Source organism: Pseudoalteromonas shioyasakiensis (assembly GCF_001550135.1).
Classification (GTDB): domain Bacteria; phylum Pseudomonadota; class Gammaproteobacteria; order Enterobacterales; family Alteromonadaceae; genus Pseudoalteromonas; species Pseudoalteromonas shioyasakiensis.
In genome coordinates this window covers 490,673-517,186 of the sequence record NZ_LRUE01000024.1, presented here as the reverse complement: position 1 = coordinate 517,186, position 26,514 = coordinate 490,673, and the positions used below count along the sequence as shown (strand labels likewise).

Annotated in this window: 27 protein-coding genes; 11 read left to right on the top strand and 16 right to left on the bottom strand. The window is 41.2% G+C overall.

Translation table 11 applies throughout. From position 1 onward, the window contains the following. From PASHI_RS22175 to PASHI_RS21300, 4 genes are all read left to right on the top strand, one after another. Nucleotides 1-181 (top strand): hypothetical protein (locus tag PASHI_RS22175; RefSeq protein WP_208855502.1); only part of this gene is annotated, 181 nt, incomplete at its 5' end. A gap of 423 nt (nt 182-604) precedes the next feature. After that, nucleotides 605-2,239: a response regulator gene (locus PASHI_RS21310; protein WP_062566967.1), complete on the top strand. Its 1,635-nt coding sequence runs from the start codon at nt 605-607 to the stop codon at nt 2,237-2,239. A gap of 6 nt (nt 2,240-2,245) precedes the next feature. Next, entirely contained in the window at nt 2,246-3,622 is a 1,377-nt protein-coding gene (locus PASHI_RS21305; protein WP_130166749.1) for an extracellular solute-binding protein, read from the top strand. Continuing rightward, nucleotides 3,619-5,568 carry an ATP-binding protein gene (locus PASHI_RS21300; protein WP_062566965.1) on the top strand — a complete coding sequence of 650 codons (1,950 nt, stop codon included), beginning with the start codon at nt 3,619-3,621 and terminating at the stop codon, nt 5,566-5,568. Before PASHI_RS21305 ends, PASHI_RS21300 begins: the two co-directional genes overlap by 4 nt. A gap of 29 nt (nt 5,569-5,597) precedes the next feature. Here PASHI_RS21300 and msrB read toward each other — a convergent pair whose 3' ends face one another. The 11 genes from msrB to PASHI_RS21245 all read right to left on the bottom strand — a co-directional run bounded on the left by msrB (nt 5,598) and on the right by PASHI_RS21245 (nt 16,113). Beyond that, complete coding sequence (gene msrB, locus PASHI_RS21295; protein ID WP_062566964.1) at nt 5,598-6,041, bottom strand: peptide-methionine (R)-S-oxide reductase MsrB; 444 nt, start codon at nt 6,039-6,041, stop codon at nt 5,598-5,600. A gap of 80 nt (nt 6,042-6,121) precedes the next feature. Next, entirely contained in the window at nt 6,122-6,574 is a 453-nt protein-coding gene (locus PASHI_RS21290; RefSeq protein WP_062566963.1) for a hypothetical protein, read from the bottom strand. A 9-nt stretch (nt 6,575-6,583) separates the two neighbouring features. After that, nucleotides 6,584-7,072: a DUF2919 domain-containing protein gene (locus PASHI_RS21285; RefSeq protein WP_054553711.1), complete on the bottom strand. Its 489-nt coding sequence runs from the start codon at nt 7,070-7,072 to the stop codon at nt 6,584-6,586. Then, entirely contained in the window at nt 7,069-7,413 is a 345-nt protein-coding gene (locus tag PASHI_RS21280; protein WP_058586219.1) for a DUF3392 family protein, read from the bottom strand. Before PASHI_RS21280 ends, PASHI_RS21285 begins: the two co-directional genes overlap by 4 nt. Next, nucleotides 7,406-9,427, bottom strand: coding sequence for an NAD-dependent DNA ligase LigA (ligA, locus tag PASHI_RS21275; protein ID WP_062566962.1), 2,022 nt, complete (start codon nt 9,425-9,427; stop codon nt 7,406-7,408). The genes PASHI_RS21280 and ligA overlap by 8 nt, the downstream gene beginning before the upstream one ends. Nucleotides 9,428-9,509: 82 nt before the next feature. Then, on the bottom strand, nt 9,510-10,238 hold the full coding sequence (zipA, locus tag PASHI_RS21270; RefSeq protein WP_062566961.1) for a cell division protein ZipA: 729 nt from the start codon (nt 10,236-10,238) through the stop codon (nt 9,510-9,512). A 33-nt stretch (nt 10,239-10,271) separates the two neighbouring features. Continuing rightward, on the bottom strand, nt 10,272-13,670 hold the full coding sequence (locus tag PASHI_RS21265) for a chromosome segregation SMC family protein (RefSeq protein WP_062566960.1): 3,399 nt from the start codon (nt 13,668-13,670) through the stop codon (nt 10,272-10,274). Nucleotides 13,671-13,730: 60 nt separating this feature from the next. Continuing rightward, the gene (locus PASHI_RS21260) at nt 13,731-14,462 is read right to left on the bottom strand and encodes a TrmH family RNA methyltransferase (RefSeq protein WP_062566959.1); all 732 of its coding nucleotides are present in this window, start codon (nt 14,460-14,462) and stop codon (nt 13,731-13,733) included. A 128-nt stretch (nt 14,463-14,590) separates the two neighbouring features. After that, nucleotides 14,591-15,037 (bottom strand): flavodoxin, encoded by a 447-nt coding sequence (locus PASHI_RS21255; protein WP_054563623.1) that lies wholly within the window; start codon nt 15,035-15,037, stop codon nt 14,591-14,593. Further along, a complete protein-coding gene (gene truC, locus PASHI_RS21250; protein ID WP_062566958.1) occupies nt 15,024-15,797 on the bottom strand; it encodes a tRNA pseudouridine(65) synthase TruC in 774 nt (257 codons plus the stop codon). The genes PASHI_RS21255 and truC overlap by 14 nt, the downstream gene beginning before the upstream one ends. A gap of 1 nt (nt 15,798) precedes the next feature. Further along, on the bottom strand, nt 15,799-16,113 hold the full coding sequence (locus PASHI_RS21245; protein WP_062566957.1) for a YqcC family protein: 315 nt from the start codon (nt 16,111-16,113) through the stop codon (nt 15,799-15,801). Between the two features lie 106 nt (nt 16,114-16,219). On the opposite strand from PASHI_RS21245, the gene PASHI_RS21240 reads away from it, so the two are divergent. Further along, nucleotides 16,220-17,248, top strand: coding sequence for a DUF3549 family protein (locus PASHI_RS21240; RefSeq protein WP_062566956.1), 1,029 nt, complete (start codon nt 16,220-16,222; stop codon nt 17,246-17,248). Beyond that, nucleotides 17,249-17,548, top strand: coding sequence for a DUF3301 domain-containing protein (locus tag PASHI_RS21235; RefSeq protein WP_054553721.1), 300 nt, complete (start codon nt 17,249-17,251; stop codon nt 17,546-17,548). A 739-nt stretch (nt 17,549-18,287) separates the two neighbouring features. Here the strand turns inward: PASHI_RS21235 and PASHI_RS21230 are convergent. After that, nucleotides 18,288-18,935 (bottom strand): GNAT family N-acetyltransferase, encoded by a 648-nt coding sequence (locus PASHI_RS21230; protein ID WP_054563618.1) that lies wholly within the window; start codon nt 18,933-18,935, stop codon nt 18,288-18,290. 147 nt (nt 18,936-19,082) lie between these two features. On the opposite strand from PASHI_RS21230, the gene PASHI_RS21225 reads away from it, so the two are divergent. The 3 genes from PASHI_RS21225 (at nt 19,083) to PASHI_RS21215 (ending at nt 20,508) form a co-directional block, all read left to right on the top strand. Further along, complete coding sequence (locus PASHI_RS21225) at nt 19,083-19,313, top strand: DUF2789 domain-containing protein (protein ID WP_036969581.1); 231 nt, start codon at nt 19,083-19,085, stop codon at nt 19,311-19,313. A 155-nt stretch (nt 19,314-19,468) separates the two neighbouring features. Then, a complete protein-coding gene (locus tag PASHI_RS21220; protein ID WP_055021916.1) occupies nt 19,469-19,735 on the top strand; it encodes a hypothetical protein in 267 nt (88 codons plus the stop codon). Next, nucleotides 19,735-20,508: a Zn-ribbon-containing protein gene (locus PASHI_RS21215; protein WP_062566955.1), complete on the top strand. Its 774-nt coding sequence runs from the start codon at nt 19,735-19,737 to the stop codon at nt 20,506-20,508. The genes PASHI_RS21220 and PASHI_RS21215 overlap by 1 nt, the downstream gene beginning before the upstream one ends. Nucleotides 20,509-20,568: 60 nt before the next feature. On the opposite strand, the gene syd is transcribed toward PASHI_RS21215, so the two are convergent. Continuing rightward, nucleotides 20,569-21,108 (bottom strand): SecY-interacting protein, encoded by a 540-nt coding sequence (syd, locus tag PASHI_RS21210; RefSeq protein ID WP_062566954.1) that lies wholly within the window; start codon nt 21,106-21,108, stop codon nt 20,569-20,571. A gap of 59 nt (nt 21,109-21,167) precedes the next feature. Here syd and queF point away from each other — a divergent pair, with 59 nt between their 5' ends. Next, entirely contained in the window at nt 21,168-22,013 is an 846-nt protein-coding gene (gene queF / locus PASHI_RS21205) for an NADPH-dependent 7-cyano-7-deazaguanine reductase QueF (protein WP_062566953.1), read from the top strand. Between the two features lie 68 nt (nt 22,014-22,081). Here the strand turns inward: queF and PASHI_RS21200 are convergent, their stop codons facing one another. Then, nucleotides 22,082-23,116, bottom strand: coding sequence for an isoaspartyl peptidase/L-asparaginase family protein (locus tag PASHI_RS21200; RefSeq protein WP_062566952.1), 1,035 nt, complete (start codon nt 23,114-23,116; stop codon nt 22,082-22,084). A 124-nt stretch (nt 23,117-23,240) separates the two neighbouring features. Continuing rightward, entirely contained in the window at nt 23,241-23,945 is a 705-nt protein-coding gene (locus tag PASHI_RS21195; RefSeq protein ID WP_062566951.1) for a SapC family protein, read from the bottom strand. A gap of 245 nt (nt 23,946-24,190) precedes the next feature. Between PASHI_RS21195 and PASHI_RS21190 the strand changes: the two genes are divergently transcribed. Next, nucleotides 24,191-24,901 carry a DUF6445 family protein gene (locus PASHI_RS21190; RefSeq protein WP_062566950.1) on the top strand — a complete coding sequence of 237 codons (711 nt, stop codon included), beginning with the start codon at nt 24,191-24,193 and terminating at the stop codon, nt 24,899-24,901. 38 nt (nt 24,902-24,939) lie between these two features. On the opposite strand, the gene PASHI_RS21185 is transcribed toward PASHI_RS21190, so the two are convergent. Beyond that, nucleotides 24,940-26,451 (bottom strand): tryptophan halogenase family protein, encoded by a 1,512-nt coding sequence (locus tag PASHI_RS21185; protein ID WP_062566949.1) that lies wholly within the window; start codon nt 26,449-26,451, stop codon nt 24,940-24,942. Between the last annotated feature and the right edge of the window lie 63 nt (nt 26,452-26,514).

The window sequence follows — 26,514 nt, the reverse complement described above, 5'->3', positions numbered from 1 at the left end:
GGAGAGCATCGCCCTTACAAGGCGAGGGTCACTGGTTCAAGTCCAGTACGACCCACCACATATAAAACCTCCTTATTTTATCTCTAGTTTTCAAAAGCATCGCCACTCTTTACAAAACACAGGCTCGATGGTTCAAGTCCAGTACGACCCACCACATATAACAACCGCTTGTACTCTCTAACTTCTACTCTCTAACTTCTACTATCTAACTTCTACTATCTAACTTCTACTATCTAACTTCTACTATCTAACTTCTACTATCTAACTTCTACTATCTAACTTCTACTATCTAACTTCTACTATCTAACTTCTACTATCTAACTTCTACTCTCTAACTTCTACTCTCTAACTTCTACTCTCTAACTTCTACTCTCTAACTTCTAATATCTAACTTCTAATATCTAACTTCTAATATCTAACTTCTAATATCTAACTTCTAATATCTAACTTCTAATATCTAACTTCTAATATCTATCACTCACTACTCCCTTTATTGATATAACCCAAAGCTAAACTTTAAATCATTGCAAAAGCTGTAATTTGCCTTGTCAGCAGCTAGACTGTTTATTATAGTCATCGTTAATGTCACTTAGTCGCAAGTCCAATGCCTGCAAAGATTTTTTCGAAAGCCAAAATTTTAATAGTTGAAGAGCAGCCACTTGCTCAAAGCTATATGAAACAGTCCTTAGAGGGATTGGGGTTTCGTCAGTTGCGTTTTGCTGAGCATGCAATTGCAGCAAAAGAACAATGTCAAATTGAGCAGTTCGATCTCATCGTTTGTTCATTTAACCTTAGTAAACATCAAGATGGTTATCAGCTTTATGAAGAGCTGAAAACTAAACGTCTTATAAAAAACTCTACCGGCTTTATTTTTATTTCAGCTGAAACAAGTGGCTCGTTAGTTCACAGTGTACTCGAGCTACAACCAGATGATTTCTTAGTTAAACCCTTTACAATTAACGAATTAAAAAATCGTATTGAAAAAGTGTTATTGCGCAAAAGTAACCTACATCAAATTTATCAACTTATTGATGATGGGAATGACTCCAAAGCAATTAAACAAATTGATACCTTGCTGCAAAACAAAGGTAATAGTTACAGCGCCATTCTATTGAGATTAAAAGGCGACGCCCTACTTCGCCTTAAGCGCTTTGAAGATGCCAAAACCTTTTTTAAATCAGTGCTCGATATTCAAAAATTTACTTGGGCAAAAGTTGGTTTAGTCGAAGCGCTTATTGCTAATAATGAACATACCCTAGCACACCGCATGCTTAAGACGATGTTGCAGCGCAGTGAAACTAGACTAGTTGCGCTTGATTTACTGGGTCGATTAGAAATAAAACTCAATAAATTTGATGAGGCACAGGATTTTTTTAGTAAAGCTGTTGAAATTGCCCCGCGTAACATTGACCGCCAGAAAACCTTAAGTCATGTATCACTGCTTAATCACGATTATGAAAAGAATTATTTAACGCAAAAAGACATTGCCAGTTACGCAAAACACTCAATTCACGATAACCCTGATATATATTTAAATGCGGCGCGCGCAGGGATTGATTTTGCTTTAACGACGGATCAAACCGATCAAGTTAATCGTATTTCAAGACAGACAAACCAGTACTTAAGTGATTTAAAAAAGCAGTTTCCGAATAGTAATAATCAAACACAAATTGATGTTCTCAATGCGCGTTTGCATTATTTAAAGGATGAACATCAAAAGGCTAAAGCACTTATCAATCAACTTGATGAAAGTGACACTCAAATTCGTTCAGTAGATGGTGCGCTCGATAAGGCGAAAGCGTTTCATGAGCTTGGTTTTCACCACAAAGCACAGATGCTATTTAACCAAATAATAACTCACTGTGAACGCCACCCATCAGTTAGCGATCCGGTGTATTTACGTTATATTCAACAACAACAAACTGAACGACGAGATATCAAGCTCGGTCCGAAAGAGCTCAATAATCACGCTGTAACACAATTTAATAAAGGTCAGCTCAATACGGCGCTAGAAGCCTTCACCCAAGCATTTAGGATCATGCCTAAAAATGCCAGCATCGCTTTAAACCTACTGCAATGTTTATTCGATACAAATAACCAAGGCCAATCATTTAATTTAGCGCTGGCGAAAAAATGTTTTGCCTTGCTCGATGCGCAAACATTAGAAGATGAACAAGCAATCCGCTTTGAAAAAATTAAAGCCCTGGCTGCAAAGTTAAAAATTAAGCTTGCTGAGTAATTGCGTATGGCATCTTCTTTGTTTAAATTTAAAAAGCCCCTCCTAAGCGTTGCGCTTTTAATATTTTGCCAATACAGCTTTGCCTCAGCAACATTACAACATTGGCAACAAGCCAGTATCAATTGGCAAAGTAAAGCAGGCAGCCATATCAATATTTTGGCTGATGAGCAGCCTGCATTTATGGCGTTAAAACCCTACATTCCTTTATTTGAGCAGCTAACAGGAATTTCTGTTGGCTTTCATGCTTTAGAACAATCACAAATGCGTGTTCGTCGCCATCAAGATTTAAGCGAGGCTTCTGGGCTTTACGATGTACTGCCGATGGGGATTACCTTTTTAGGTGAAGCGCAAAGCCAAGGCTGGATTGAGCCCTTGCAGCCTTACATTGATAACCCAAAACTGACAGACAAAACTTGGTATCAGTTAGAAGACATTAGTGAGCGTAGCCTAGCGCTTTGTAAAATTGATAACACGCTATATTCGTTACCATTTGATTTTTCTGCGCCAATTTATTTTTATCGCAAAGATCTTTTCGAACGTTTTAACTTAGCAGTTCCCGATACCTACGAGCAACTACAAGCAACCAAGGTTAAGTTACAACGAGAAATCGACCGTACTCCTTCTTTAAATGGTATGCATGCATTTGCCTCACGTACGCTGCCGGGGGCAGGATTAAACACTTGGACTGTGTTACCTGTTATGCGTGCTTATGGCGCTGAAGTTATCGACGCGCAGGGCCAGTCTGTTTTTAATAGCCCTGAAACGGCACAAAGCCTACAAGTGTATCGCGACCTAGTAACAGGGTTCGGCAATCCAGATAACAGCCGCTTACTGCATTTTTATGAAATTCGTCGCCTGTTTAAAGAAGGCCGCCTTGCTTCGGCCTTTTTGGCTTCTCATTTTTATAATGAAATAGATACCGCCGAAGAGTCAGATATTTGGAATAAATGGGAAGCAGCCCCCTTGCCTGCAGGTCCAATCGCCAGAGAAACATCTCCTTGGGCATGGGCATTTGCAATTAATAGCAAATCAACTAACAAAGATGCTGCATGGTTATTTATTCAATGGGCAACCAGTGAGCAGACCGCCGCACTACTTAGTACAGGAGGTTCACCGCCTAGACAAAAAGTGTGGCACGAAAAGCTGTTTACTCTAGTAAACAAACCTGGCTTTAATAAAGCCATGTTATGGGTGTTTGAGCATGCAACGCCTGATCGCCTTCAGGCTGGCATGGTCGAGTTTCCAGTTATTGGCGAAATTATTTCGCAAACCTTTAGCCAAATTTTCTATGGTGCAGATATAAAACAATCAATCAAAAGCACAGACGCAAAAATCAACGCTAATATGCAAGCATTAAAAGTACGGAGCAATATTGAGCAATGAGAATTAGTATTGCCCACAAAATTTTAATGATCATTGGCTTTACCATTACCCTTATTTTAGGGGCAAGTACGTCGTTGCATGTAATGGAGCTTAAAGAGCAAACACTTTTGAACATGAGTGAAAAAGCTGATGCGATTGTCTCGCCCATGTTGTCAGAAATAAATAGCCTCACAAAAGATAATACCGTGGGGAGTTGGGTGCTTAAAATTCAGGGTCTTACCCTAAAGAACATATTAAAAAATAATACTTTTGATGATTTAAAAACGATTTACTTTATCGACCAAAATAATTTTATCGCCGCCCACCCGGATAACAGTAAAGTAGATACCCTAGAAACTAACCAAGAGCTGCTAAAACAGCTCAATCCTAAGCATAATGTCATTGTAGCCATGGAGCAGCAATATGTTGTTGCTGTGCCAATTAGCAACTTTCAGGGCGAAAATATCGGTTACGTTATGGTGAGTTTTTCAGATAAAGACTTAGCGTTAAAGACCAAATCGATTATTAGCAATGCGGTTTCGCTGTTTGCTATTTACCTGTTAACCGCACTTATCATCGCCTATATCATTATTCGCCGAATTATTTTGCAGCCCATTGATCAGCTCGTGGAGTTTTCTCATGCCGTGACCACGGGTGATTTAAACTGCCCTATTAATATAAAGAGCCAAGATGAAATAGGTACTCTCGCCAGTGGCTTTAAAATGATGCGCGCTGCGGTTAGACAGCAGATAAACAGCATGCATGAACAACATAGTTTACTTGAAGACACCGTTGCAAAGCGCACTCAAGAGTACCTTGACGCTAAAGAGCAAGCTGAACAATCAAATCAGGCTAAAAGTCGCTTTTTAGCTAATATGTCGCATGAGTTAAGAACTCCGCTCAATGCAGTGCTAGGTTTTAGCCAATTACTACAAGATAGCGAAACAGATAAAAATAAGCGTCGTTACTTAGAAGCAATATCAATCTCTGGTAATTCACTGCTTAATGTTTTGAATGACATTCTCGATTTATCAAAAATCGATGCTGGTAAAATGCAACTCGATATTGAGCGTGTAGAAATCCCTAAAATGTGCCATGAGCTTAATATGATGTTTTTACAACTCAGTGCGCAAAAAGATCTCGACTTACAAATAAGCTCTCACCCAGAGTTAACAACCCCTGTGTTACTTGATAGCAATAAAGTTCGCCAAGTACTAACCAACTTAATCAGTAATGCCATTAAGTTCACTGCACAAGGCAGTGTTAAAGTGTATTTCGATTTTAAAGCCCACGATGACAACAGCAATATTGATATCAAAATTCATGTCACAGACACAGGTAAGGGTATTCCTAAAGATCAACAAGATCTTATTTTTAATGATTTTGAACAAGTACAAGGCCAACGTAGTTCGGAGTTTGGTGGAACGGGATTAGGTCTTGCGATTTCACTGCGTTTTATCAAGCTAATGGGTGGTGAGTTATCGGTGATCAGCGATAAAGATAAAGGCAGTGAGTTTATCGTGTCTTTACCAAATGTTGAATTAGCTGAGTCTAAAAATGAAGTGAAACATCGTAACTACCCCGCTATTTCGAGCTACCACTTTAATCCTGCTCGAATTTTGATTGTTGATGATATTCCCTACAACCGTGACTATTTAGAGTCCTTTTTATCGCGCTGGAGCTTTACCGTAGACACGGCTATCAATGGTGAAGATGCCCTTAAAAAAATTGAGCAGCATCAGCCTGATTTAATCATCATGGATTTAAAAATGCCGGTAATGGGCGGATTAGAAGCAAGTCAGTTAATTCGCAGTGATGATCGCTTCAAGCATATTCCAATCATTGCGGTTACAGCATCGGTATTAAAAGATGATAAGGCACAATCCAGTATTTTGACAGACTACATAATCAGTAAGCCAATTCACCGTGAGCACCTTATTTTCATCATTGCTCAATACTTAGATTAGGTAATAATTAGATAGAGATTAAACACGCCTTAGTCGCGTTTTTTCATCGCTATAGCATTCATGCAATAGCGTAAGCCACTTGGCGGTGGACCATCAGGAAATACATGTCCTAAATGTGCATCGCAAACATTACATACGGCTTCAATGCGCTGCATACCATGGCTAGAGTCCGCGATATAGGCAATGCTTTCAACACTGCTAGGCTGAGTAAATGACGGCCAGCCTGTGCCACTATCGAACTTTTCATCACCATCAAAAAGTAAGTTGTCACAACATACACACGCATATTGACCTGGTTCAAATATCGTACATGAATCAGAGCTGTGCGGACGTTCGGTGCCTTTTAAACGGGTTACATAGAATACATCTTGTTCGAGCTCAGCTTGCCATTCAGATGGCGATTTTTCGACTCGACGTGGAGGTGTTGGGTTACCGTTATGGGCAAACTCTAAAATATCTTGCCAAGTTAACATAATGCTCCCTCAGGGTTGAATACAACAGTTGCACAGTACATCACAAGCACTACGAAGGGCAAGCAACGTGCGTCTAGTAATTACTGTGTTTGTAACTTGATATCTATTTGTGCACGTTCACGCTCAGAAAGTAGCTGTGCTAAATGACTATTTATTTGGCTGCTGTTAACACTTAATACGGCTGTTATCAGCTGGTCATTGACATCAGTTACATGGATTATCCCTTCGCCGATTTCAATCTGCTTAATTTGGCCAATTAATACAAACTCAGCTTTGCGTTTAAAATCGAATATACCAGCCAAACTTATCAGCGCTAGCTGATTTACATCACGCTTTAGTAAATCAGTAATGGGATTACGCGCTACAAATAACGGCGTGACTCGATAGAGGCTTGATAGCGTTATAAAGCCCCATAACATCACAAACAACGAAAATGCAGCACTTTGCCAAAGTGGCGTAAATACCCATAAAACAATTAATACCAGCGCGATAGTGAGTGAAATTTTTGCTAAAAGCTTATTAATTGCCAACATATTGCAGCCCTATTTCTTTTCAATTGGATCTGGCCAATCATTAAAGAAGACCGACAGATATCTGCTTTTTAATAAATATAACAGTACCCATAACACAAGTACCATTTGGCACGCTAAGAAAAACGAAAACTGATAGTGACTGTGCGCAGCCTGATAGGTTAACCAACTTAAATCTGTGATTGCACACAAAATTAATGGCCAGCGCATAAAACGCCATATAGACGCCAAACGTTTCGCACTTTCAGCATTTTCTTGAGGTCGGCGTAAACAAAAGATCACCGCCGGTAATAAGGCGATTGCCGCAATGGCAATGGCTGTAAAGAAATCGCTTTTCGACTTAAAAAACAGCGACATGATATCTAAATCAGGGCGACGGCTGAGCGCCGCCATAATCCATATAAAGTAACTGCGTAACAACACTAACAAAGTTAAATGAAACGCCACTGGGGTTCGATAAGCGCCGTGTTTATCCCAGTATTCTGGACCGTAGCGATTCATATTTGGTTCTTCTTATCGGCAATGATGCCAAGTACAAAAAACGCAGCTGTAAGTGTAAGCGCCAGCCATTTAACACCGAGTAGCAGTAGCAACTTACTTAAAAATGGAGTTACAAACACCACAAGTAAGCCCATGCCAAACCCTGTGACCAACACAAAGCAAAGCACGCGAATAATAAAGTGACGACGCGCGACAAAGCGCTTGGTCACTTTAATAATATCGTTTGCATACAAGGATATAAAACACACCACCAGCAATAATGAAATATTGTAAAGGTGTGGTTGCAGCCAGCTGCCAATTGTTAGAGCAACTGACGACAATGCCTGCAATAGACTATCCATTGTGCTCACTTAAAAGTGCAATGAGGTCAGCCTCAGTTAACACATCAATGCCTAAGTCTTGTGCTTTGGTTAATTTTGAGCCTGCTTTTTCACCCGCAATCAGTGCATCTGTTTTCGCCGATACACTACCCGACACTTTTGCACCTAACGCTTGTAAACGTGCTTTTGCATCATTACGATTAAGCTCACTCAATGTGCCGGTCAGTACGTAAGTTAAGCCAGCTAATGGCTGCGCATCGGCGCTCGGCGCTGTTAATTCTGGCCAGTGAATACCTTGCTCAACTAACGCATTTACAACTGCCATATTGTGCTCTTCGCTAAAGAAGCCACGTACATGCTTAGCAACGATCTCACCTACGTCACTTACTTCAGTTAACGCATCAACGCTTGCTTGAGTGATTTTTTCTAGAGTTAAAAAATGGTTTGCTAAGTTTTGCGCGGTTGCTTCACCCACTTCACGAATACCTAACGAATATAGGAATTTAGCTAAGGTTGTTTGTTTCGCATCTTGTAGTGCATTAACTAAATTCTTAGCAGATTTAGGGCCCATTCGCTCTAGGGACTCAAAATGCCCTTGTTTAAGGATAAATAAATCAGCAGGCGTTTTGATAAGCTCACGATCAACAAGTTGATCAACAATTTTGTCGCCCAAGCCATCAACATCAAGGGCTTTACGTGACGCAAAATGTTTAATTGCTTGCTTACGCTGCGCTTGGCACACTAAACCACCAGTACAACGGGCAACCGCTTCACCTTCAATGCGCTCCACATGTGAGTCACAAATTGGGCAAGTAGCAGGAAATTCAATGTCTTTAGCATCGTCAGGGCGACGTTCAAGGACAACTTGGGTAATTTGCGGAATAACATCACCTGCACGGCGAATAATCACGGTATCGCCAATTTTAACGCCTAAACGGGCAATTTCATCGCCATTATGAAGCGTTGCGTTAGATACCGTTACGCCACCTACAAATACTGGCTCTAATCGTGCTACAGGGGTGATTGCACCTGTGCGCCCTACCTGAAACTCAACATCAAGTAATTGGGTGATTTCTTCTTGTGCTGGGAATTTAAAAGCAATTGCCCAGCGCGGTGCACGTGCCACAAAGCCTAAACGCTCTTGTAGTTTTTTGTCGTTTACTTTAATAACCACACCGTCAATTTCGTAGGCAAGGCTACTTCGACGCGTCAAGATATCTTGATAATAATCAAGTGCAGCTTGCTGACCTTCAACGAGCTTTGTTTCTGGGCAAAGTGGTAAACCCCAATCGGTAAGTTTAGCAAGCTGTTGGTAATGATCTTCTGGTAACTGCCCATCGGCAACAAGCCCAGTGCTGTAGGCATAAAACATCAGTGGACGTTTTGCTGTTACTTTAGAGTCAAGCTGACGTAAGCTACCGGCAGCAGCATTACGCGGGTTAACGAAAACTTTGTCGCCACGCTTTTCGGCTTCACTGTTTAGTTTGGCAAAACCGGCACTATCCATAAATACTTCACCGCGCACTTCAAGCTCTGCCGGGAAGTCATCGCCACGTAACTTAAGCGGCACATTACGAATTGTTTTCACGTTTTGGGTGATGTTTTCACCTACCATACCATCGCCACGGGTGGCTGCTTGAACTAAAACACCATCACGATAAATAATTGATACCGCTAAACCATCAAGCTTTGGTTCACAACAAAAAGTCAGCTCCTTGTTATCCATTACTCGCTCTTTGATACGGCGGTTAAAGGCGGCAAACTCCTCTTCTGAAAAGGCATTATCAAGTGACAGCATTGGCACTTGGTGAGTGACTTGCTCAAACTTATCAAGTGCAGCGCCACCGACTTTTTGGCTTGGTGAGTCAGGGCTTTGAAACTCAGGATTAGCTTGCTCAAGGGCGCTTAATTCGCGCATTAAACGGTCATATTCAGCATCAGGAATGCTAGGTGCATCCAGCACATAATAATTATGGTTATGCTCTTCTAACTGGGCACGAAGTTGGCTAATTTGCTCAAAGATAGGGCTGGACATGAAAACCTCAAAAATCTACATAAAAAAGCCACTTCGACGACTTAACGCCAAGTGGCCTAATACTTATACTCTGTGTGTGCGACTAAGCTGAAAAGCTGCGTACTTTCTCAACATACTCACGAACGCTTTCAACCGTCATTTCTTCACGGTTGCTATCTAAAATCGTTGCACCAAATTCGTCGGCTAGCTTTTTAGCTGCACTGTGCAACATGTTGAATGCACTTAGACCGTCGCCATCACATGGTAAGGTCATAAATAAGCTAACACCTGCCGTACTAAACTGTTCCATATTATCAATATCGAACGTGCCTGGGTTGTACATATTCACTAAACGGAATAACACCGGGCCTGTGCCTGCTGGGTCTAAGTGACGGTTAAAGAAACCTTCTTCAGAATACTTAAAGCCTAACATATTAACGGCTGGCAATAATTGGCTGCCATCCATTGTTAAGCCCTCTGGCATTTGTAAATGCACAATAATGAAATCGGTTGGAGCTTGTGCATCTGCTGGCTCTTCTTCAACTTCTTGTTGCTTAGCTTCAGGCTCTTCAACAACCTGTTCTGAAACAGCTGGTTCGTCGTGACTTTCTGCTGAAAAGCTTAAATCACCAAACTCTGGCTCATCACGTTCTTGCGGTTTTGCAGTTGCAGGCTCTTGAACCTCGCTGGTTGTTTCGTTCGGTTCAACCCGTTCAACTGAAGGCGTATCTGGGCTGTCCTTTTTACGCACCGACCATAAGCCGTGAATTAATAAACCACCAATGACAAATACACTGATTACGATTAAAGCCCATCTTAATTCTTCGGCCATCCCCTCACCTTTATTATTTGATATGCCTAAATTTTATGCATGTGCCATTTGCACAGCTTGTTCTATATCTACAGCGACCATTCGTGATACACCTGGTTCGGCCATAGTTACACCGGTCAATCTGCCTGCCATTTCCATAGCAATCTTGTTGTGACTGATATAAATAAATTGTACTGATTGTGACATCTCTTCTACCAAACGGCAAAAACGACCCACATTCGCATCATCCAATGGCGCATCCACTTCATCTAGCATACAGAATGGAGCTGGATTGAGCCTGAATATTGAAAACACCAATGATAATGCGGTCAGCGCTTTTTCTCCACCACTAAGCAGGTGAATTGTCGAATTTTTCTTGCCTGGTGGCCTTGCCATGATGCTCACCCCACTTTCAAGTAGATCATCACTGGTCAATTCAAGGTAAGCACTACCGCCACCAAACACTTTTGGGAATAACTCCCCAAAGTCTGTATTTACTTGTTCAAAGGTCGCCTTGAAACGATTTTTTGTTTCTCGGTCGATTTTTTGAATCGCCCCTTCAAGGGTATTTAATGCTTGTGTTAAATCATCAAGCTGCTGATTTAAATAATCGCTGCGCTGTTTAGCCTGCTCAAACTCATCTATTGCCGCTAAGTTCACCGCGCCAAGTTCATTTAAAGCTTGCGTGGTTTTTGTAAGCCTCGTTTGCATGCTATTTAAATTGGCATTGTCAGGCAGTTCTTCAAGTACTGTTTTTAAATTTTGTTCCAGTTCTTCAAGTGGCTCTAACGCAGCTTGCGCCTTAACGATTAAACTTTGCTCATCCAGCGCTAATGCTTGCAACTGCTCTTGTAACGTCACCAACTCAGATTGCGATGATTTCAACGCTGTTTGCTTATCAGCAAGCTCCTTTTTAGCTTGACTCAAGGCCGCTTGCAAGTTTTTCAGCTCAACGTCACTTTGTTGATGCTTTTCAAGCAATAGCATAATTTGATCTGCTACTTCTTCAAGCGGGATCACTAGCTCTTCTAGTTGCTCGTTGAGCTCTAATACAGCTTCACTGGCAGCACTTTGTGCGGCATTAGCATGCTGTAGTTTAGTTTCGCTAAGTTGACACTCACTGCGAGCTTTTTGTTCAGCCAAATTAGCTTGATGTGCTTGCGTTTTATATTGCTCAAGCATAGAAGCCACTTGGCGATAGTTGTTATTTGCCTCAACTTGTAGGTGTTTTGCTTGCTCTAACTCAGTTTCAAGTTCTAACTGCTGCTCTAATAATTGCTCAAGTAAAGTCTGCTGCGTTTGTTGCTGTTCGTCAGCACTTTGCTTTTGTTCAGCCAGTAAGGTTTGACGCTGTTGCAACTTAATAAGCTGGTTTTGCCACTGGGTTTGCTGCTCTAATAACATATCGCGTCGAGTGCTGGCCGATGCAATCTGCTGAGCTGCTTGGTGAATTCGTTCTCTGTATTGCTCTTTGTCGGCGATAAGTGTTTTCTTGTGAGCTAGATGCTCATTTAGCAATTGCTGCTTAGTTTCTAATTGCTCGTTGAGTTCTTCATCTAACTGCTGTGCATCACTTAGCTGAGCATGCTTTAAAAGCAAAGAATTGTCGGCGTCTTTATTGGCATCGGTATGAAAGTTACGACCATGCATACAGCCCTCTTCATCAATCACAGCCAGCCAATATGGATCCGCCAAAATAGCGTCATCAAAACAAGGTTGAAATGCAAACCGTGCTAATAAATCAGGGTAAGCACCCGATTCGATATAATTAGCTAATGACTCTTTTGGTAACTCATCATCAGATGCAGGCCAAACACTGTTAGGCTCTTTATGTTGACTGACCTTTAGATGCTCAAGGCCAAGTAGGGCTTGTTCAATTAGCGGCTCAAAGCCAGAAGCCACCTTTAACTGCGCCAATAGAGAGACACTTTCGCTGTCGGTTTGCTCTGATAGCAAAGAATTAAGCGCAGCTATGCTGGCTCTGTTTTCATTACTGTGCTGCTGAACCCGCTTTAAGTCCTGCTCTAAGTGCTGTTGCTCTTTATCCGCTTGTTCTAGATTTTGAGTGAGCTTATTTAGCGCACTTTGTTGCTGCGCAAGCTCTTTCGTCAGTGATTGAATTTGCTGTTGTTGCTCAGCAATTTGCGCTGCAACTGGAGTCGCTTCAAGTTCATTAATTTCAGAGGCAAGTTGTGCCTGCTGAGACTCAAGTTGCGCAACAGTCTGGGCAAAGTGAGCCTGTTGACTCTTTGCAACATTAATATCACTGCTATGAGCTTGGCTTTTCTGTAAGGTGCTTTGATATTGCTCATTGGCGCTTTGCGTTTGTTGCTGTTGCTGTGCGACTTGTTCTTCAACCTCTGCAACCTGCTCGGCGCACAGTAAACTTTGCTCAATCGCTTCTTGTAGCTGCTCTTGTAAAATGGCGGCTGAGGCGTGTTGCTCTTCTTGCAGCTCTTTATTTTGTAACTGCAGTTGTTGCTGTTTGATAAGGTTTTGGCTAAGTGTTTGCTGTTGCTGCTTTAAGCTGATCTGTTGCTGCTCTTTGCGGGTTAAATCAGTATGAGTTTGATGCTGAGCCTGCTGTGCGTCTTGCAGTTTTTGCTGCTCAAGCTGCACCTGATTTTCAAGGCTTGCTAAAACGTCATCGTGGCCAGAGTGCGCTTCTCTAAAGAACTGAATTTGCTCTTTAAGTTTATTAATTTGCTCAGCTTTATCAATTTGTTGTTGGTGTAACTTCTGCCACTTTAAAACCGCAATTTGCCCTTTTAAGGTACGCTCTGTGGCTTTTAGCTCTCGGTATTTTTTTGCATCGACTGATTGCACTGCAAGCTTATCAAGCTGTGTTTGCAACTCCTGCCTTACATCAAGCAATCGTTCAAGGTTTTCGCGGGTACTTTTAATGCGGGTTTGCGTTTCACGACGACGCTCTTTGTATTTTGAAACTCCCGCGGCTTCTTCTAAAAAAACACGCAAGTCAGCCGGTTTGCTCTCAATTAAACGCGAGATCATGCCCTGCTCAATAATCGCATAGCTGCGCGGGCCAAGACCTGTGCCTAAAAAGATATCGGTAATATCACGCTTACGGCATTTACTGCCATTTAGAAAATAAATTGACTGGCCATCTCGAGTCACTAAGCGCTTTATCGCCACTTGGTTTCGATCAGCAAAGGTATTCGGTAAATGACCACTGGTGTTATCAAACACCAACTCAACAGAGGCTTGTGAAATTGGCTTTCGATTAGTTGAGCCGTTAAAAATAACATCGGTCATGGCATCGCCACGTAAGTTTTTAGCTGAGCTTTCACCTAGCACCCAACGCACTGCATCGATGACATTTGATTTGCCACAGCCGTTCGGGCCGACAACACATGTCATCTGATCAGGAAATGGGATCTTAGTGGGTTCAACAAACGATTTGAAACCCGCTAATTTTATGGTGCTTAAGCGCATCTAATTGTTTTACCGATTTTTATTGTTATTCTTCAATTTAACCCATTTTAGGGTAAAAGGTTAAGCGTGGCGCTTAAAATTATCTAAAATAATACCCGTTGCCATCGCTACATTAAGCGATTCTGCTTGGCCAAATGCCGGAATGGTTATTTTATCAGTAACTAAGCTTTCGCAATCAGTTCGTATACCATGAGATTCACTGCCCATTAGTAATACGGCATCTTGTTTAAGAGCAGTTTTGTGAATGTTCTCACCTTCTAAAAATGCACCATACACAGGAAGATTTAAGCTAGGTAAGTAACTGGTTAAATCAGTTTGTGAGACACACACGCGAGCAAATGAGCCCATGGTTGCGCTGATGGTTTTCGGGTTATAAGCATCCGCACTGTCTGTGCTGGTAACAATATGCTTAATACCATACCAATCTGCAACACGAATAATGGTACCTAAATTACCCGGATCCGACACACCATCAAGGGCTAAAATAAGTCCTGATGTTGGTAATGCTTGCTGACTTGGCATATCAACAACAGCAATGGCGGCGTTGTTACTCACGAGCGTGCTGGCTTTAGTTAGGCTGTCTTCGTCTGCTTCAATGACTTGATGGGCTGCAAGCGCTGATTGGTGCGCAGAAATAAATGCAGGAGTCGCAAATATATGAGCAATACTTAACCCACTGTTTAGTAATTCAAGTATATTTTTTTCGCCTTGAACAAGGTACTGGTTATATTGCTTACGGTATTTCTTTTGACCTAATGCACGAATTAGTTTCAGTTGGTTTTTTGAAATCATAACAGCCTCATAAAATGATTCATTAGTATATCACCAAGGTCACAGATTCTGTACTCGAAAAACCAAGGGGGAAGTGCCAATTGCTTATTCAATCAGCACTTTTAAGAGACACTAGCTGATAAGAGGTATTAACTAATTTTTGTCAGCCACTCATTTAACCATGGCTCAGTAACAGGCCAAGGCTCAAAATCTTCACAGGCATCAATTTCTAAACGATGACCAACAGGTTTTGCCTGTAAATCGCGAAACAGCTCATCAAAACTGCGACCTGCACCACAAAACGTATCGCCATAGCTGCGGTCGCCCATAGCAATAATGCCGTATTGCTTGCCTGTTAACATAGGAAATTGATCATTTAATTGGCTATATAAAGCGATTAAATTGTCAGGAATATCGCCCTGACCCGTCGTTGAAGTGATCACTAAAATATGTGACGCAGCCAGCATGTCATCGACCGTGCCATTTTCAACTAATTGCGCTTGATGCTCAGACTTTTCAATAACTTCAATAACTTGTTCGCTTAAACGCTCAGCACCGCCGTAAACACTGCCGACAAAAATACTAATGGTTGCCATAATAATCCTTTTCTTCTGTTGGCCAGCCAAGTTGCTGGCAAATCGTTAACATTGCATCGCCTAATGGCGCTCTAATTGTTATTGGTTGCTTGCTATAAGGGTGCACAAACTTTAATTCAGAGGCAAATAACATTAAACGACGAAGCTGAAAATGCTCTCTAAAAAATTGATTATGCTGATTATCACCATGATTTACATCACCAATAATTGGCAATGATAAATGTTTTAAATGACGACGAATTTGATGTTTGCGGCCAGTTTTTGGAAAACATTCCACCAGCGAATAACGAACTGTTGGGTATTTACCAATTGGAATAGGCAAGCTTGCTTGGTGCAGGCAATGAAATTGCGTTTGTGCTTCTTGCGGTGCTTTATTTTGATCAGCAAACTTATCAGCAATTTTATCAAGCTCTTCTTTTAAAGGTTTATCTAAGAAGATTGATTCGTTTAAAAAGCCTCTTACTAAAGCTAAATAACGCTTTTCAATTTGCCCATCAATAAATAACTGGTTCATATCACGGGCTGCTTCTGAACTTAACGCAAACAGTAATACGCCTGAGGTTGGTCTATCTAACCGATGTACAGGAAACACGTGTTGACCAATTTGGTCACGCAGCATTTGCATTGCAAATTGGGTTTCGTGTTTGTCTAAAAACGAACGGTGAACCAATAAACCGGATGGTTTATCAATCGCAATGTAATTATCATCGCGGTACAGAATCGTTAACTCATCAAATTGTGGCTTAACACTCTCTTGCATCTTAGTCATCACTCAAAAGTTGATCGAGTTTTTGTAAAACGTTAATCACATCATTACCGCCGCTGTGTTGTGCCAGCATCATTTCAGCCATAGGCGCAATTGCAAAATTACGGGGTAAAGGCTGAGCGTGTGTGATTAAGGCATGCATTTTTTCAAGAAAAACAAATTGCAGCCATTGCTCAAAAGCCATGGTGTCATGACAAAACGGCACACTAGAATTGAGTGCACTTGGGTCAATCGGTGCTGTTTGCCAAAGTGAATGGCGTTGTAATGTGGATTCTAATTCGCGCAGCAGCGCCAAAGTCTGTTGATGCATTGTAAAACTCTTAATACCTTTGTGCTTAGTATACCCTGTTCCAAGGCGCCATGGTATGGCGTATAATTCGCGGCTGATATAGATTAAAAACGGTAATTGAGATTTTATGACTGAGCAGATCGCCACATTAGGTCAACTTCTGGATGCAGCAGGCACCACTTGGCGTGCCTTCGATATTGGCAGACACATCACGAAATTAGACAAAAAACAATTTCTTGCCATTGAAGAAACAAAAATCCCTTACCCTTACCCGCTTGCTGGTCATGCTTGGCTTGCTATTCAATTTTGGGATGTAAAAGCGTCTAAAGAACCTTATGTATGGTTTTTAAAATTCCCCCTAGATGAGCAAAGCCGTCTTGTAAGCGCAAGCCGCGATCATTTCGCAAATATGGTAATTGAAGCACTTGGTACAGAAATTACCGGTGAAAATGCCGAAGGCAAATTAGACAACAACCCGTATGTATTTACGCCAAACGCCAACAAGTTAGCGGCATTTAATGCACAGGTTAAATGTTTGCTTAAACAAAGTGCTTCACAGTATTACGAATATGCGCAGCTGTATTTTTCAGGCAAACTCGGTTTTGATAATTGGCAAAGTGTTGCAGTACAAGGTATTGCTGATTTTGCTATGCGTTTAGATAACGACAACAATTTAGCAAATCTACAAGCCGCTTGGGGGCAGTTACCAGTCGAAGTATTACAGCCGCTAAGTGCAATGCTTGAACATGTTGCAATTGAACCCGTATTTGCAGAGCAATTGTTAGCCTATGGTTTAAACGCCATAGAGCATAAAGACGACATCGCCCTTGTTGCAGCTCTTAGAAGCTTATCAAAAACAACTGCGCAAGGTTTAACTGCGCAACTTGTTGATGCTGTATTACGCTCTGATATGAACACCCAATCAGATGTACTATTAACGATTGCGGGACGCTGTTTTAGCACACTTGAAGACCCAGAACGCTTACACGTGTTTATGGATTGCTGTGCACACCACACTAAAATTGAACAACTGTTTGTGAGTATTTTCACCGATTTAGTTGCAATTCCTAGTATTCGCCCTCACCTACTAGGTTTATTAAGAAAAGAAAATCGTAGCGAAACACTCGCTCGAGCAATTGGAAGGTTATTTTCGTAAATGGCAGGCTTGTGGACACTCATCATCATTGGCAGCATCATCTACTTTTTTTGGTTAAACAGAAAAGTGGCCGAAGCAGCTAATCTTCATGCACAAAGACAAATTGAGCAATTAAATGTGCAATTGATGAGTGTTGCTTGCAATAAACGCCGACTTGGCATTTTAAAAAGCGGTAAACCAGGTATAAAAAGCGAATTTATTTTTGAGTTTTCAAGTGATGGACAAAACGTGTATCAAGGCGTTTTGATCATGGAAAACGAATTACTTAAAAGCGTAGTAATACCGCCGCATAAGATTTAAGTTGCGAGTTGCGAGTTGCGAGTTGCGAGTTGCGAGTTGCGAGTTGCGAGTTGCGAGTTGCGAGTTGCGAGTTGCGAGTTGCGAGTTGCGAGTTTTACAAGAATAATTGCCTGTTTGAGAAGTGCGACCTCCAGAAAGAACTAAGGCGTAGCTAATAGCCACGCCCCAATCTTGCTACTTCCATGATTAAGTATCCTTACTTATGCCGAAGCTGCCTTTTTATCTTTCCCCTGAACGGGTATACATCCGATACACCCACCATGCTACTTCATGTAACATTTAACACATCCTAGTGCCGTCCTCTTGCCGTCAATGGCTATCCACTTCGTTTTCCAAACGCTCCTTTAGCTTCCTGCTAAAATCATCCTTTGGTCAGTCCTTTTCAATCGCTCCGCGATTGTACTGCATCCTGGCAGTGTCCTCGTTCTTCCTTGCTTCCCTAGCTCTTGTCCCTTTGCTTCCTGCTAAGCATCTTGCTTTGTTGCCATAATCCTAATCCTTGGCATCAGTTCAATCATTGAACCTGCGTCTTCTTGACATGATTAAGTTTAGAGAAATGCGGATATCTTGGTAGGCATAAAAAGTAATTTTTTCTAAGTCACAAAAATGACAAAAACAATAAATCCTTTAAAATCATTACAATAAGCAATTATGGGTACAAATTTAAAGGCATTAAACTGATAAAACGCACAGCAATGTGAGATTTATCTCACATTGCTATTTCCAAAACGTCCTTTTGTCAATTTGCTGCTTTGAACATCAAGTCACCTTCAACTTGGTTAAAGCTTAATGCTTTGAACACTTCAAACCCTTCAGAGCTAAAGAATTCGCGTTGTTCAGAGCGAGTAACAAATACGGCTAAACCACTTGCTTGATTGCTTGACTCAACTAAGTCATCAAGCCCTCGCAGCAGATATCGGCCTAAACCTTGCCCCTGAAAATGTGGGTCAACGGCTATAAAAGCTAAAAACAAATAATGACCTTTACTCGAGAGCGCTTCACGAATAGTGCGCTCCTTTTCTATAAGCTGATTGGTTTGCAAGTAACCCGCACTAAGCATCAGCTTTAATCGCCAATGCCAGTATCGCTCAGCTTGCAGTTCACTTGCCGAATCAAATACACAGGCAATAGCTTTTAATCTACTTTGTGAGTAAAGGCCTATTAGAGGCTGCTTTTCTTGCCAGAAACTTGCTAGCTCTTCACGTACTAAAGCACGTAATTTAGTTTCATATTTACTTGGGTTATCTTGTTGAAAACCTAATACATTCTGAAGAACGGGATCATCATGATAGGCTTGATAAATAAGGCTTGCGGCAGTGCTGATGTCTTCAGCACTCAGGTATTGCACACTTAAGGTTTCGGGTTCAGCAACTGTCAAAATACTCATCCTTTTATTTGTTTTATTATTTTCGTACTAGACTATAAGGTATATACCCAACAGCGATTAAAGACAAATTCAGCGTAAGTTAAACTGCAGTTCATCATCATTAAGTTCAAGCAGTAATAATTATCGCCATACACAAGGAGCAGAACTATGGATACGACAAAACATGATATTTCGACCCTATTTGCACAACTTGGTTTACCGAGCAAAGAAAGTGAAATAGATGCTTTTATAGCATCCCATCAACTGTCTGATACAACCCTATTGCAGGAAGCGCCTTTTTGGGATGAAGCTCAGCAACACTTTTTAGCAGAATCACTTGCAGAAGATGGTGCTTGGAGCGAGGTGATTGATGAATTAGACGCAAGGTTACGCCAGTAACGCCTGCGACCTAATTTACGAGCTTAAATAACATTCTTTTAGCTCGTAAATTAGGAAAGTAATTTCACTCCACATCTATTATTGCTACCATACGCGCGCACTGCAGCCCATATACTGCGGTGCTTTTTAGTCTTTATAAAAGAGTTTATACAAAAATGAATGCCGTTGTATTTGATGCAATTAAAACCCTTCTTGATGAAGGTAAAACCCCGACAGTTGCCTTAACTAAAAGTAAGCTAGCCCAACCAATGCCGATGCCTGTGATCATCGCTGCGGTTAGCCAATATAAAAACAATCCGGATTCAATTAATAATTTCATCAATAACCCGTCAAATGAACAACTGAGTACACCAAAAGAAAGTCAATTGGATCGTATTGAAGCTAAATTAGATAGGTTATTAGCACTGCTTGAGAAAAAATAATGTTTGTTGTCGATCTGACTTTTGATTGCTACCAAGATACTACCTTAGAGCTTGCTGAGCAGGCGATAAACCGCCTAGTGAATGCGCTTCGTTTTAACGGCCAAATAATTGGTGATGAATTTCCAACGGTTTTAAAAGATGGATTTTTCATTACTCGTGTAATGTGCCCAACCGAAGATGCGATGCATCCGCTCAACCATAGCCCGTTTGTAAAACATAGTATTGAGCAATTAAACACTGCAGGCTTACTGGCACCAAAAGTTAAAGTGGTCGGCCAAGACATTCACTCAAATGGCGCAGACATGTGTCATGATCCGTCGTGCTATATCTTGTATACCACGTACGTGCACACCTGTAGCCCGCTTTATTGTGGTGACGATTTTTTGCCTGTGCCGTTATTTCGCATTCCAGCAATTGCCAATGGCGATTACAAAACACTCATTAAATGGCAAGAAGACTGGCAAGCGTGCGATCAAATTCAGATCAATGGTGCAACCCGTTGTGAATTTCCTGCGCTTGAAGAGCTAACTAGCATCAAGAGTGACTTATACCGCCGTGGTCGCGATATCACGAAACGTATTAGTTTTCTAACCAAGAAGTCGGTTTATTACTATTTATACCGTGTAGGCGGCGTTGACAAAGAGTCAGAGCTTAAACGTCGCTGCCCAAGCTGCGATGGCGAGTGGAAATTACCAGAGCCATGGTTTGGCTTATTTGATTTTCGTTGCGAGCCCTGTGGCATTGTTTCGAATATCTCGTGGGACTTTCAATAACCTAATAAAGGTAATAACCAGATACACGAAAGGGGCAACCGCCCCTTTTACTTATTGAATTTACACCGTTACTTTGTCTAAAAACTCACTGATGCTATTCGCTAGCACATGATGTGGTTTTTTACCCACATACTCTAAGCAAACCTCACCGCTTTCGACTAATACAGTGATCAGCAGATCATCTTGCTCTGTAAGACCAATAAATACGGTTTCTGGCTGCTTTAGCTTGCGCTTCATTAACACGTGACCGGTAATATTTTGCTGTAAGCGGCTAAAATCATCTTCATTCCATGCTTGTAGCAGTTCAATGTGATGATCATCAACACTCAATAACAAATTACCCGCATAGACATGACCAAACAATGGGCTTAAATCTTCAGGAAACGATAGCTCTAGCGCCTTGGCTAAGTCTTCTAAACTGCTAGCAGGTTGTTGTGGAACTGCACACCACTGAATAAGCCCCTGCTCATCGACTTCGCCCTGCTCACATGGACTTGGCCACGCTGTATCATGTTCAATAACAGGAAGCTTTCCTGTGCGTTCGAGGCATTTTTCACTAAATGCTTGATGTAACTTATCTAGTTTTGTAGAAACAGACATACTGCGAAACTCATTGGCTTTAGGTATAATGCCGCCATTGTAACTACAAAAGTGTAAAGATGACAGATTACAGCAACTCACCCGAACTGAAAAACAGTGTTCTTGGTAAAAGCACAGAGTATATAGATACCTACACACCAAGTTTACTGTTTCCTATTGCCCGTAAATTAAACCGTGATGCATTAGGTGTTAGCGAAGATAACTTACCGTTTAAAGGCCAAGATATTTGGACTGGCTATGAATTATCGTGGCTAAATAGCAAGGGTAAGCCAATGGTCGCTGTCGCAACATTTGTATTTCCTTGTCAGAGCAGCCATATCATTGAGTCAAAGTCATTCAAACTGTACCTAAATAGCTTTAATCAAACACGCTTTGAGACGCTAGATGACGTTCACCAAGCACTGAGTAAAGACTTATCCGCTGCGGTAAATGCACCGGTGGTCGTTACTTTATACCAAGCAGATGATTTCAATTGTTTGCCATTTTCAGCGTTACCGGGCGAATGTATTGATGATCTTGATATCGAAATCACCAGCTATGATATTGATGCAAGCTCACTTCGCCATAATGGTGATGAGATTGTCTCAGAAACCCTACACAGTCACTTACTAAAATCGAACTGTTTGATCACCTCACAGCCTGATTGGGCGAGTGTAATTATACGTTATAAAGGCCAAGCAATTTGCCATGAAGCCTTATTAAAATACTTAATTTCGTTTCGAACTCACAATGAGTTTCATGAGCAATGTGTAGAGCGTATCTACTGCGATTTAATGCAGCAGTTAAACCTCGAAGAGCTAGAAGTGTATGCCCGTTATACACGCCGTGGTGGTTTAGATATCAACCCTTATCGCTCAACGAATCAAGATGAAACACCCTTCAAGGTAAAAATTAATCGCCAATAACTTTGGTGACAATAAAAAACCGAGTTGTGAACTCGGTTTTTTATTGTCTGAAGATTCGTTACAGATAATTACTCGTCTTTAAAAATACCCACATACGTTGGTGATGTATTTGATTTACTCGCACGGTACATACCTGCGGTGTTAAACGGCAAGCTGATGTTACCTTTAGCATCAATAATGATCACACCGCCTGTGCCACCTATAGGCATTAATACATCGTGGATCACTTCGTTCCCCGCTTCCACAATGGTTTTACCTTGGTATTTTACGCGAGCACAAATATCAGCTGCCACATTGTAGCGAATAAAGTACTCGCCATGGCCTGTCGCAGATACTGCACATGATTCGTTTTCAGCAAAGGTACCTGCACCAATCACTGGTGAATCGCCCACACGGCCAAAACGTTTTGCTGTCATGCCACCTGTAGAGGTACCTGCGGCGATATTACCGTTTTTATCAAGTGCAACTGCACCGACAGTGCCCATTTTGTAATTAACCGGCAGGGCTTTGTGTGCAGCTTGGTAGTCTTTGCTAGTTACTTTTTGTTTATCGAGCTTTTCTTTTGCTTTTAATAAGGCTTTATAACGGTGCTCAGTATCAAATAGGTTGTTTTCAACCAGCGGCATACCTTGAGTTTTTGCAAACTCTTCAGCACCTTGGCCGCTGAGCATAACATGCACTGATTTTTCCATCACTAAGCGCGCCAAGTTAATTGGGTTTTCAATGTGTTTAACCCCAGCAACAGCTCCAGCTTGGCGTGTACGACCATCCATAATCGATGCGTCAAGCTCATGTGCACCGTCATAAGTATATACAGCACCGCGACCAGCGTTGAAATACGGCGAGTTCTCCAGCACATTAATTGCCGCAGTGATAGAATCTAGGCTCTCACCACCCTTTTCAAGCACGGCATAGCCTGTTTCAACGGCCTCTTTTAGTTTTGCACGGTAAGCTTTTTCTTGCTCTGGCGTGAAGCGGCTCTTTTCAATCGTTCCTGCACCACCATGAATGGCGATAGCGAAAGGTTGATCACTACTGTGGCTGAAAGTACTAAATGATAATGCGCTTAGCGCAATGGCTGAGGTGAGTAATGTTTTTAACATAGGGGCACTTATATTTATTTTAGTTTGTAAGCCCAATGTGAATAATTCGGCGCTGCATTTCAAGCTTTAACCGACGAAAGAAACAAAAAAAGCGCCAAATGGCGCTTTTTTCAGCTGTTTAAAATTAAGCTTTAGCTGCTTTTAAACGTGCTAAACGTGCTACTTGATGAGTAGACGTTAAGAAAGAGTAGATAGGTGCTAAGTAGCCACGCTTACGAAGGTCTAAGAACTCTTCATCGCTTAGTGAGTTAAGTTTTTTCTCGTCAACAAGGTAGATACCGTTGATGTCTTTTTTCTCACCTTTGATTTCTACAGTTAGCGTTTGAGCTACTAGTAGTTCTTTATCTGCAAGGTACTTAGTGAATGCTTCAGTTACCTGAGAGAACTCGATGAAAGAAACAAGTGCTTCTTTACGACGCTTAAGGTATTCAGTTTCTTCACCGTTTTCGAAAAGTGCATTACCTGTTTCTTCGCTTACAAGTGGGCTTGCTTCGTCGATTACGATACCAAATTGGTCAGCTTCTGGGTGCTTAACAAGACCTAGTGGGTAACGAGTCATAGACATAGGTGCAAATGCAGCTGTCCATTTGTCGTCTTGAATGAAAAGGTTCTCGCCTGGCTCTAGACCAAATAAAGCAACTGCTTGGAATTGACCTGATTCGTTGTTTTTAACAAATGCCATTGGGAATTCATTTGCGATGCGTGCAAATTCGTGTGCAACCACAGGTACTAAGTGCTGAGTTTTCATGAACTCAATGTTGATGCCATTTTGAATTTTAGTGTTGGCATGTTTTTCGTTATGTAAAGGCTGTACTTGTTGCTCCGCCATGATACTGCTCCATTAATTTTATAATATGTTTTTGCTGTTAGTGCCCAAAGCCTATAGGTTTTGGCAACAAAAAGGAAGTGAAAATTTTGTGGCAGTTTGTACATTATAAATTAACAAATTTACCCACCCTGCTAATTAACCCCTAGCGATGAAAAAACAAACGATTAGTAGGTAAATATTATCACGCATAAGCCACTATTTTTGTTAGTATATTCAAAATATCATGGACAAAATTAAGGCAAGTGATGGAAGGCTATCAATTAAATAAAGACTATAAAATAAGCCAAGTGTTTATTGGTGAAATTAATGAGACGGTTATTATTATTGATGACTTTTTACACAACCTTGAGCCAGTTTATCAATTTGCCACAGAGACAGCCTATTTCCAGCCTTTTGGCAGCGATGGCACTCTATACCCTGGCAAACGAGATGAAATGCCTGCGCCTTACTACCGAGCTTTTGAGCAGCTACTTAACGAGCTTTTAGAGCAAGGGATCATTACAAGCGGTGAAAATAATTTATATCTTCATCGCTGTAAGCTTTCATTAGTTACTCAAAATGCGAATGAATTAAATACCTTGCAGCGTATGCCACATATTGATTCAACGGATGATAAAACATTTGCAGCAGTGCATTATTTGTCTCCTAAAGAATGGGGCGGCACAGGCATATACAAATACCTGCCTGAGAATATTATTAAAGTGACAGCTGATAACCGAAATAGCGTGCATAACATGATTGCTGATACTGAAAAATACAGCGCAACTCATCAAGGCTATTTAAATGAAACAACAGGGCTTTTTGAAAAAGTAGTGGATATTGAAGCGAAGGTAAATAGGCTCGTAATTTATAAGAGCAACCTATTGCATAGCGCAGCTCTTTTTAATCACAAAGGGTACAGCAATGATATAAGCAACAGCCGTTTATCTATCTCTTCGTTTTTTAGAATTAGCTAAGCTGGCTAATACTTTTTTAGCCAGCTCAGTTAATAAAGTTAGTTTTTCTGTAAGCCAAATTTCTTTATTTTATTTAACAGCTCTCTGTGTTTAGGTAGCTCGCTTAATAGCTGATTGACGCGCTGCTGTTTAAATTCAGCAACTTGTTGGTTGTCGCTCTGCTTAGATTGCTGCTTGGTGGGTACATAATGCATACCAAACAATACATATAAGTAGTTTTCTAAGTCGAATAAATCAAACTTACTGGCAAAGTCTTCGCGTACTGGTGTAAAGCGCTGCCAGCGTGCTAGGTTATTTTTTAGTTTTTCTGATAACTGGTCGGTTTTTTTGTTATCACGCCAAAAAGCCGAATCAGTTCTATCCGAAATACAGTAATGCATTTTTATAAAATCGAACGTTTGTTGCCATACATAATTCACCTGCTGATTATAATCATCAGCAACTAAGTTAATGTCATCTCGGGTACGCGGAAAACGCTTTGCTAATAACCCCGCAGAAAAGTCTGCAATTAAGATGGCAGTTGCTTCAAGTGGCTCAACAAATCCTTGCGACAACCCTATAGCGACACAGTTTTTGTGCCACATTTTTTCTCTGTGCCCTACTTTCATCGGGATCTTTCTTGGCGTTAAGTGCTCAAATTTATTACCTAAATAATGATGCAATTTAGCGTGTGCTTGCTCATCACTCATATACTTAGATGAATAAACAAACCCCACTCCTCTTCGCTCTGTGAGCGCAATATCCCAGATCCAACCAGCTTGGTGTGCTGTAGCAATAGTGTAAGGCGGTATTTCATCATCGTTTTGTGTCGGTACTTGCAATGTGATTGCAGTATCAGTTAATAAACTATCTGACTTATCAACAAAGCCCACCCCTAGTTTTTGCCCAATAAAGGCAGCCGAAAAACCGGAGCAATCAATAATAAAGTCAAACTCTAAGGCGTTACCCTCTGAGTCGATTAGGTGTGTAATAAAACCTTGCTCATCACAGCTGACATCTTTAATTTCTGCAAACAGGTGTTTTACAGCAAAATGTTGCGTGGCATGGCTTCCTAAGAATGCAGCAAACTTTTTAGCATCAAAATGATAGGCATAGCCATTGATACCTGCATATTGCGGTGTCGCAATTGTTTTCGGTGCTAGGTTATTTTCACAACACGCATGTTGCTTAGAAACAAACTCGGCGTAATCATTACCGTTACCCTCAGCAAGCCACTGCTGCGTTAACTCCTCACCGAATATATGTGGGTGATCAAATAAATGATGGTAAAAGTTAGCACCATGTTTGTGTTTATCTAGCCAATTTACAAACTTGATTGACTGCTTAAAAGTAACATCACATTCATTGATAAAGTCACTTTCACTGATACCAAACTTTTGCAAAGAGTTGCGCATCGAAGGAACAGTACCTTCACCGACACCTATGCTGGCAATATTAGGAGACTCGATTAACGTGATCTCAATACCACTTTGCAAAAGCGCATGACCCAAATGGTTAGCGGCTAACCAACCTGCTGTTCCGCCACCAACAATTGCGATTTTTTTTATCATTTTTACTCGCCCACTTTTATACCAATTTGCTTAATTAAATAGTCTATTTTGAGGTAAGAAAAC

Coding starts and splice junctions, on each gene's coding strand:
- PASHI_RS21265 (WP_062566960.1), bottom strand. CDS start 13,670: ATGCGCTTAAGCACCATAAAATTAGCGGGTTTCAAATCGTTTGTTGAA.
- PASHI_RS21230 (WP_054563618.1), bottom strand. CDS start 18,935: ATGAGTATTTTGACAGTTGCTGAACCCGAAACCTTAAGTGTGCAATAC.
- PASHI_RS21220 (WP_055021916.1), top strand. CDS start 19,469: ATGAATGCCGTTGTATTTGATGCAATTAAAACCCTTCTTGATGAAGGT.
- PASHI_RS21190 (WP_062566950.1), top strand. CDS start 24,191: ATGGAAGGCTATCAATTAAATAAAGACTATAAAATAAGCCAAGTGTTT.
- PASHI_RS21310 (WP_062566967.1), top strand. CDS start 605: ATGCCTGCAAAGATTTTTTCGAAAGCCAAAATTTTAATAGTTGAAGAG.
- PASHI_RS21195 (WP_062566951.1), bottom strand. CDS start 23,945: ATGGCGGAGCAACAAGTACAGCCTTTACATAACGAAAAACATGCCAAC.
- msrB (WP_062566964.1), bottom strand. CDS start 6,041: ATGTTAACTTGGCAAGATATTTTAGAGTTTGCCCATAACGGTAACCCA.
- truC (WP_062566958.1), bottom strand. CDS start 15,797: ATGCAAGAGAGTGTTAAGCCACAATTTGATGAGTTAACGATTCTGTAC.
- PASHI_RS21305 (WP_130166749.1), top strand. CDS start 2,246: ATGGCATCTTCTTTGTTTAAATTTAAAAAGCCCCTCCTAAGCGTTGCG.
- PASHI_RS21260 (WP_062566959.1), bottom strand. CDS start 14,462: ATGATTTCAAAAAACCAACTGAAACTAATTCGTGCATTAGGTCAAAAG.
- syd (WP_062566954.1), bottom strand. CDS start 21,108: ATGTCTGTTTCTACAAAACTAGATAAGTTACATCAAGCATTTAGTGAA.
- PASHI_RS21235 (WP_054553721.1), top strand. CDS start 17,249: ATGGCAGGCTTGTGGACACTCATCATCATTGGCAGCATCATCTACTTT.
- PASHI_RS21290 (WP_062566963.1), bottom strand. CDS start 6,574: ATGTTGGCAATTAATAAGCTTTTAGCAAAAATTTCACTCACTATCGCG.
- zipA (WP_062566961.1), bottom strand. CDS start 10,238: ATGGCCGAAGAATTAAGATGGGCTTTAATCGTAATCAGTGTATTTGTC.
- PASHI_RS21285 (WP_054553711.1), bottom strand. CDS start 7,072: ATGAATCGCTACGGTCCAGAATACTGGGATAAACACGGCGCTTATCGA.
- PASHI_RS21215 (WP_062566955.1), top strand. CDS start 19,735: ATGTTTGTTGTCGATCTGACTTTTGATTGCTACCAAGATACTACCTTA.
- ligA (WP_062566962.1), bottom strand. CDS start 9,427: ATGTCCAGCCCTATCTTTGAGCAAATTAGCCAACTTCGTGCCCAGTTA.
- PASHI_RS21255 (WP_054563623.1), bottom strand. CDS start 15,037: ATGGCAACCATTAGTATTTTTGTCGGCAGTGTTTACGGCGGTGCTGAG.
- PASHI_RS21245 (WP_062566957.1), bottom strand. CDS start 16,113: ATGCATCAACAGACTTTGGCGCTGCTGCGCGAATTAGAATCCACATTA.
- PASHI_RS21280 (WP_058586219.1), bottom strand. CDS start 7,413: ATGGATAGTCTATTGCAGGCATTGTCGTCAGTTGCTCTAACAATTGGC.
- PASHI_RS21185 (WP_062566949.1), bottom strand. CDS start 26,451: ATGATAAAAAAAATCGCAATTGTTGGTGGCGGAACAGCAGGTTGGTTA.
- PASHI_RS21300 (WP_062566965.1), top strand. CDS start 3,619: ATGAGAATTAGTATTGCCCACAAAATTTTAATGATCATTGGCTTTACC.
- PASHI_RS21225 (WP_036969581.1), top strand. CDS start 19,083: ATGGATACGACAAAACATGATATTTCGACCCTATTTGCACAACTTGGT.
- PASHI_RS21240 (WP_062566956.1), top strand. CDS start 16,220: ATGACTGAGCAGATCGCCACATTAGGTCAACTTCTGGATGCAGCAGGC.
- PASHI_RS21200 (WP_062566952.1), bottom strand. CDS start 23,116: ATGTTAAAAACATTACTCACCTCAGCCATTGCGCTAAGCGCATTATCA.
- queF (WP_062566953.1), top strand. CDS start 21,168: ATGACAGATTACAGCAACTCACCCGAACTGAAAAACAGTGTTCTTGGT.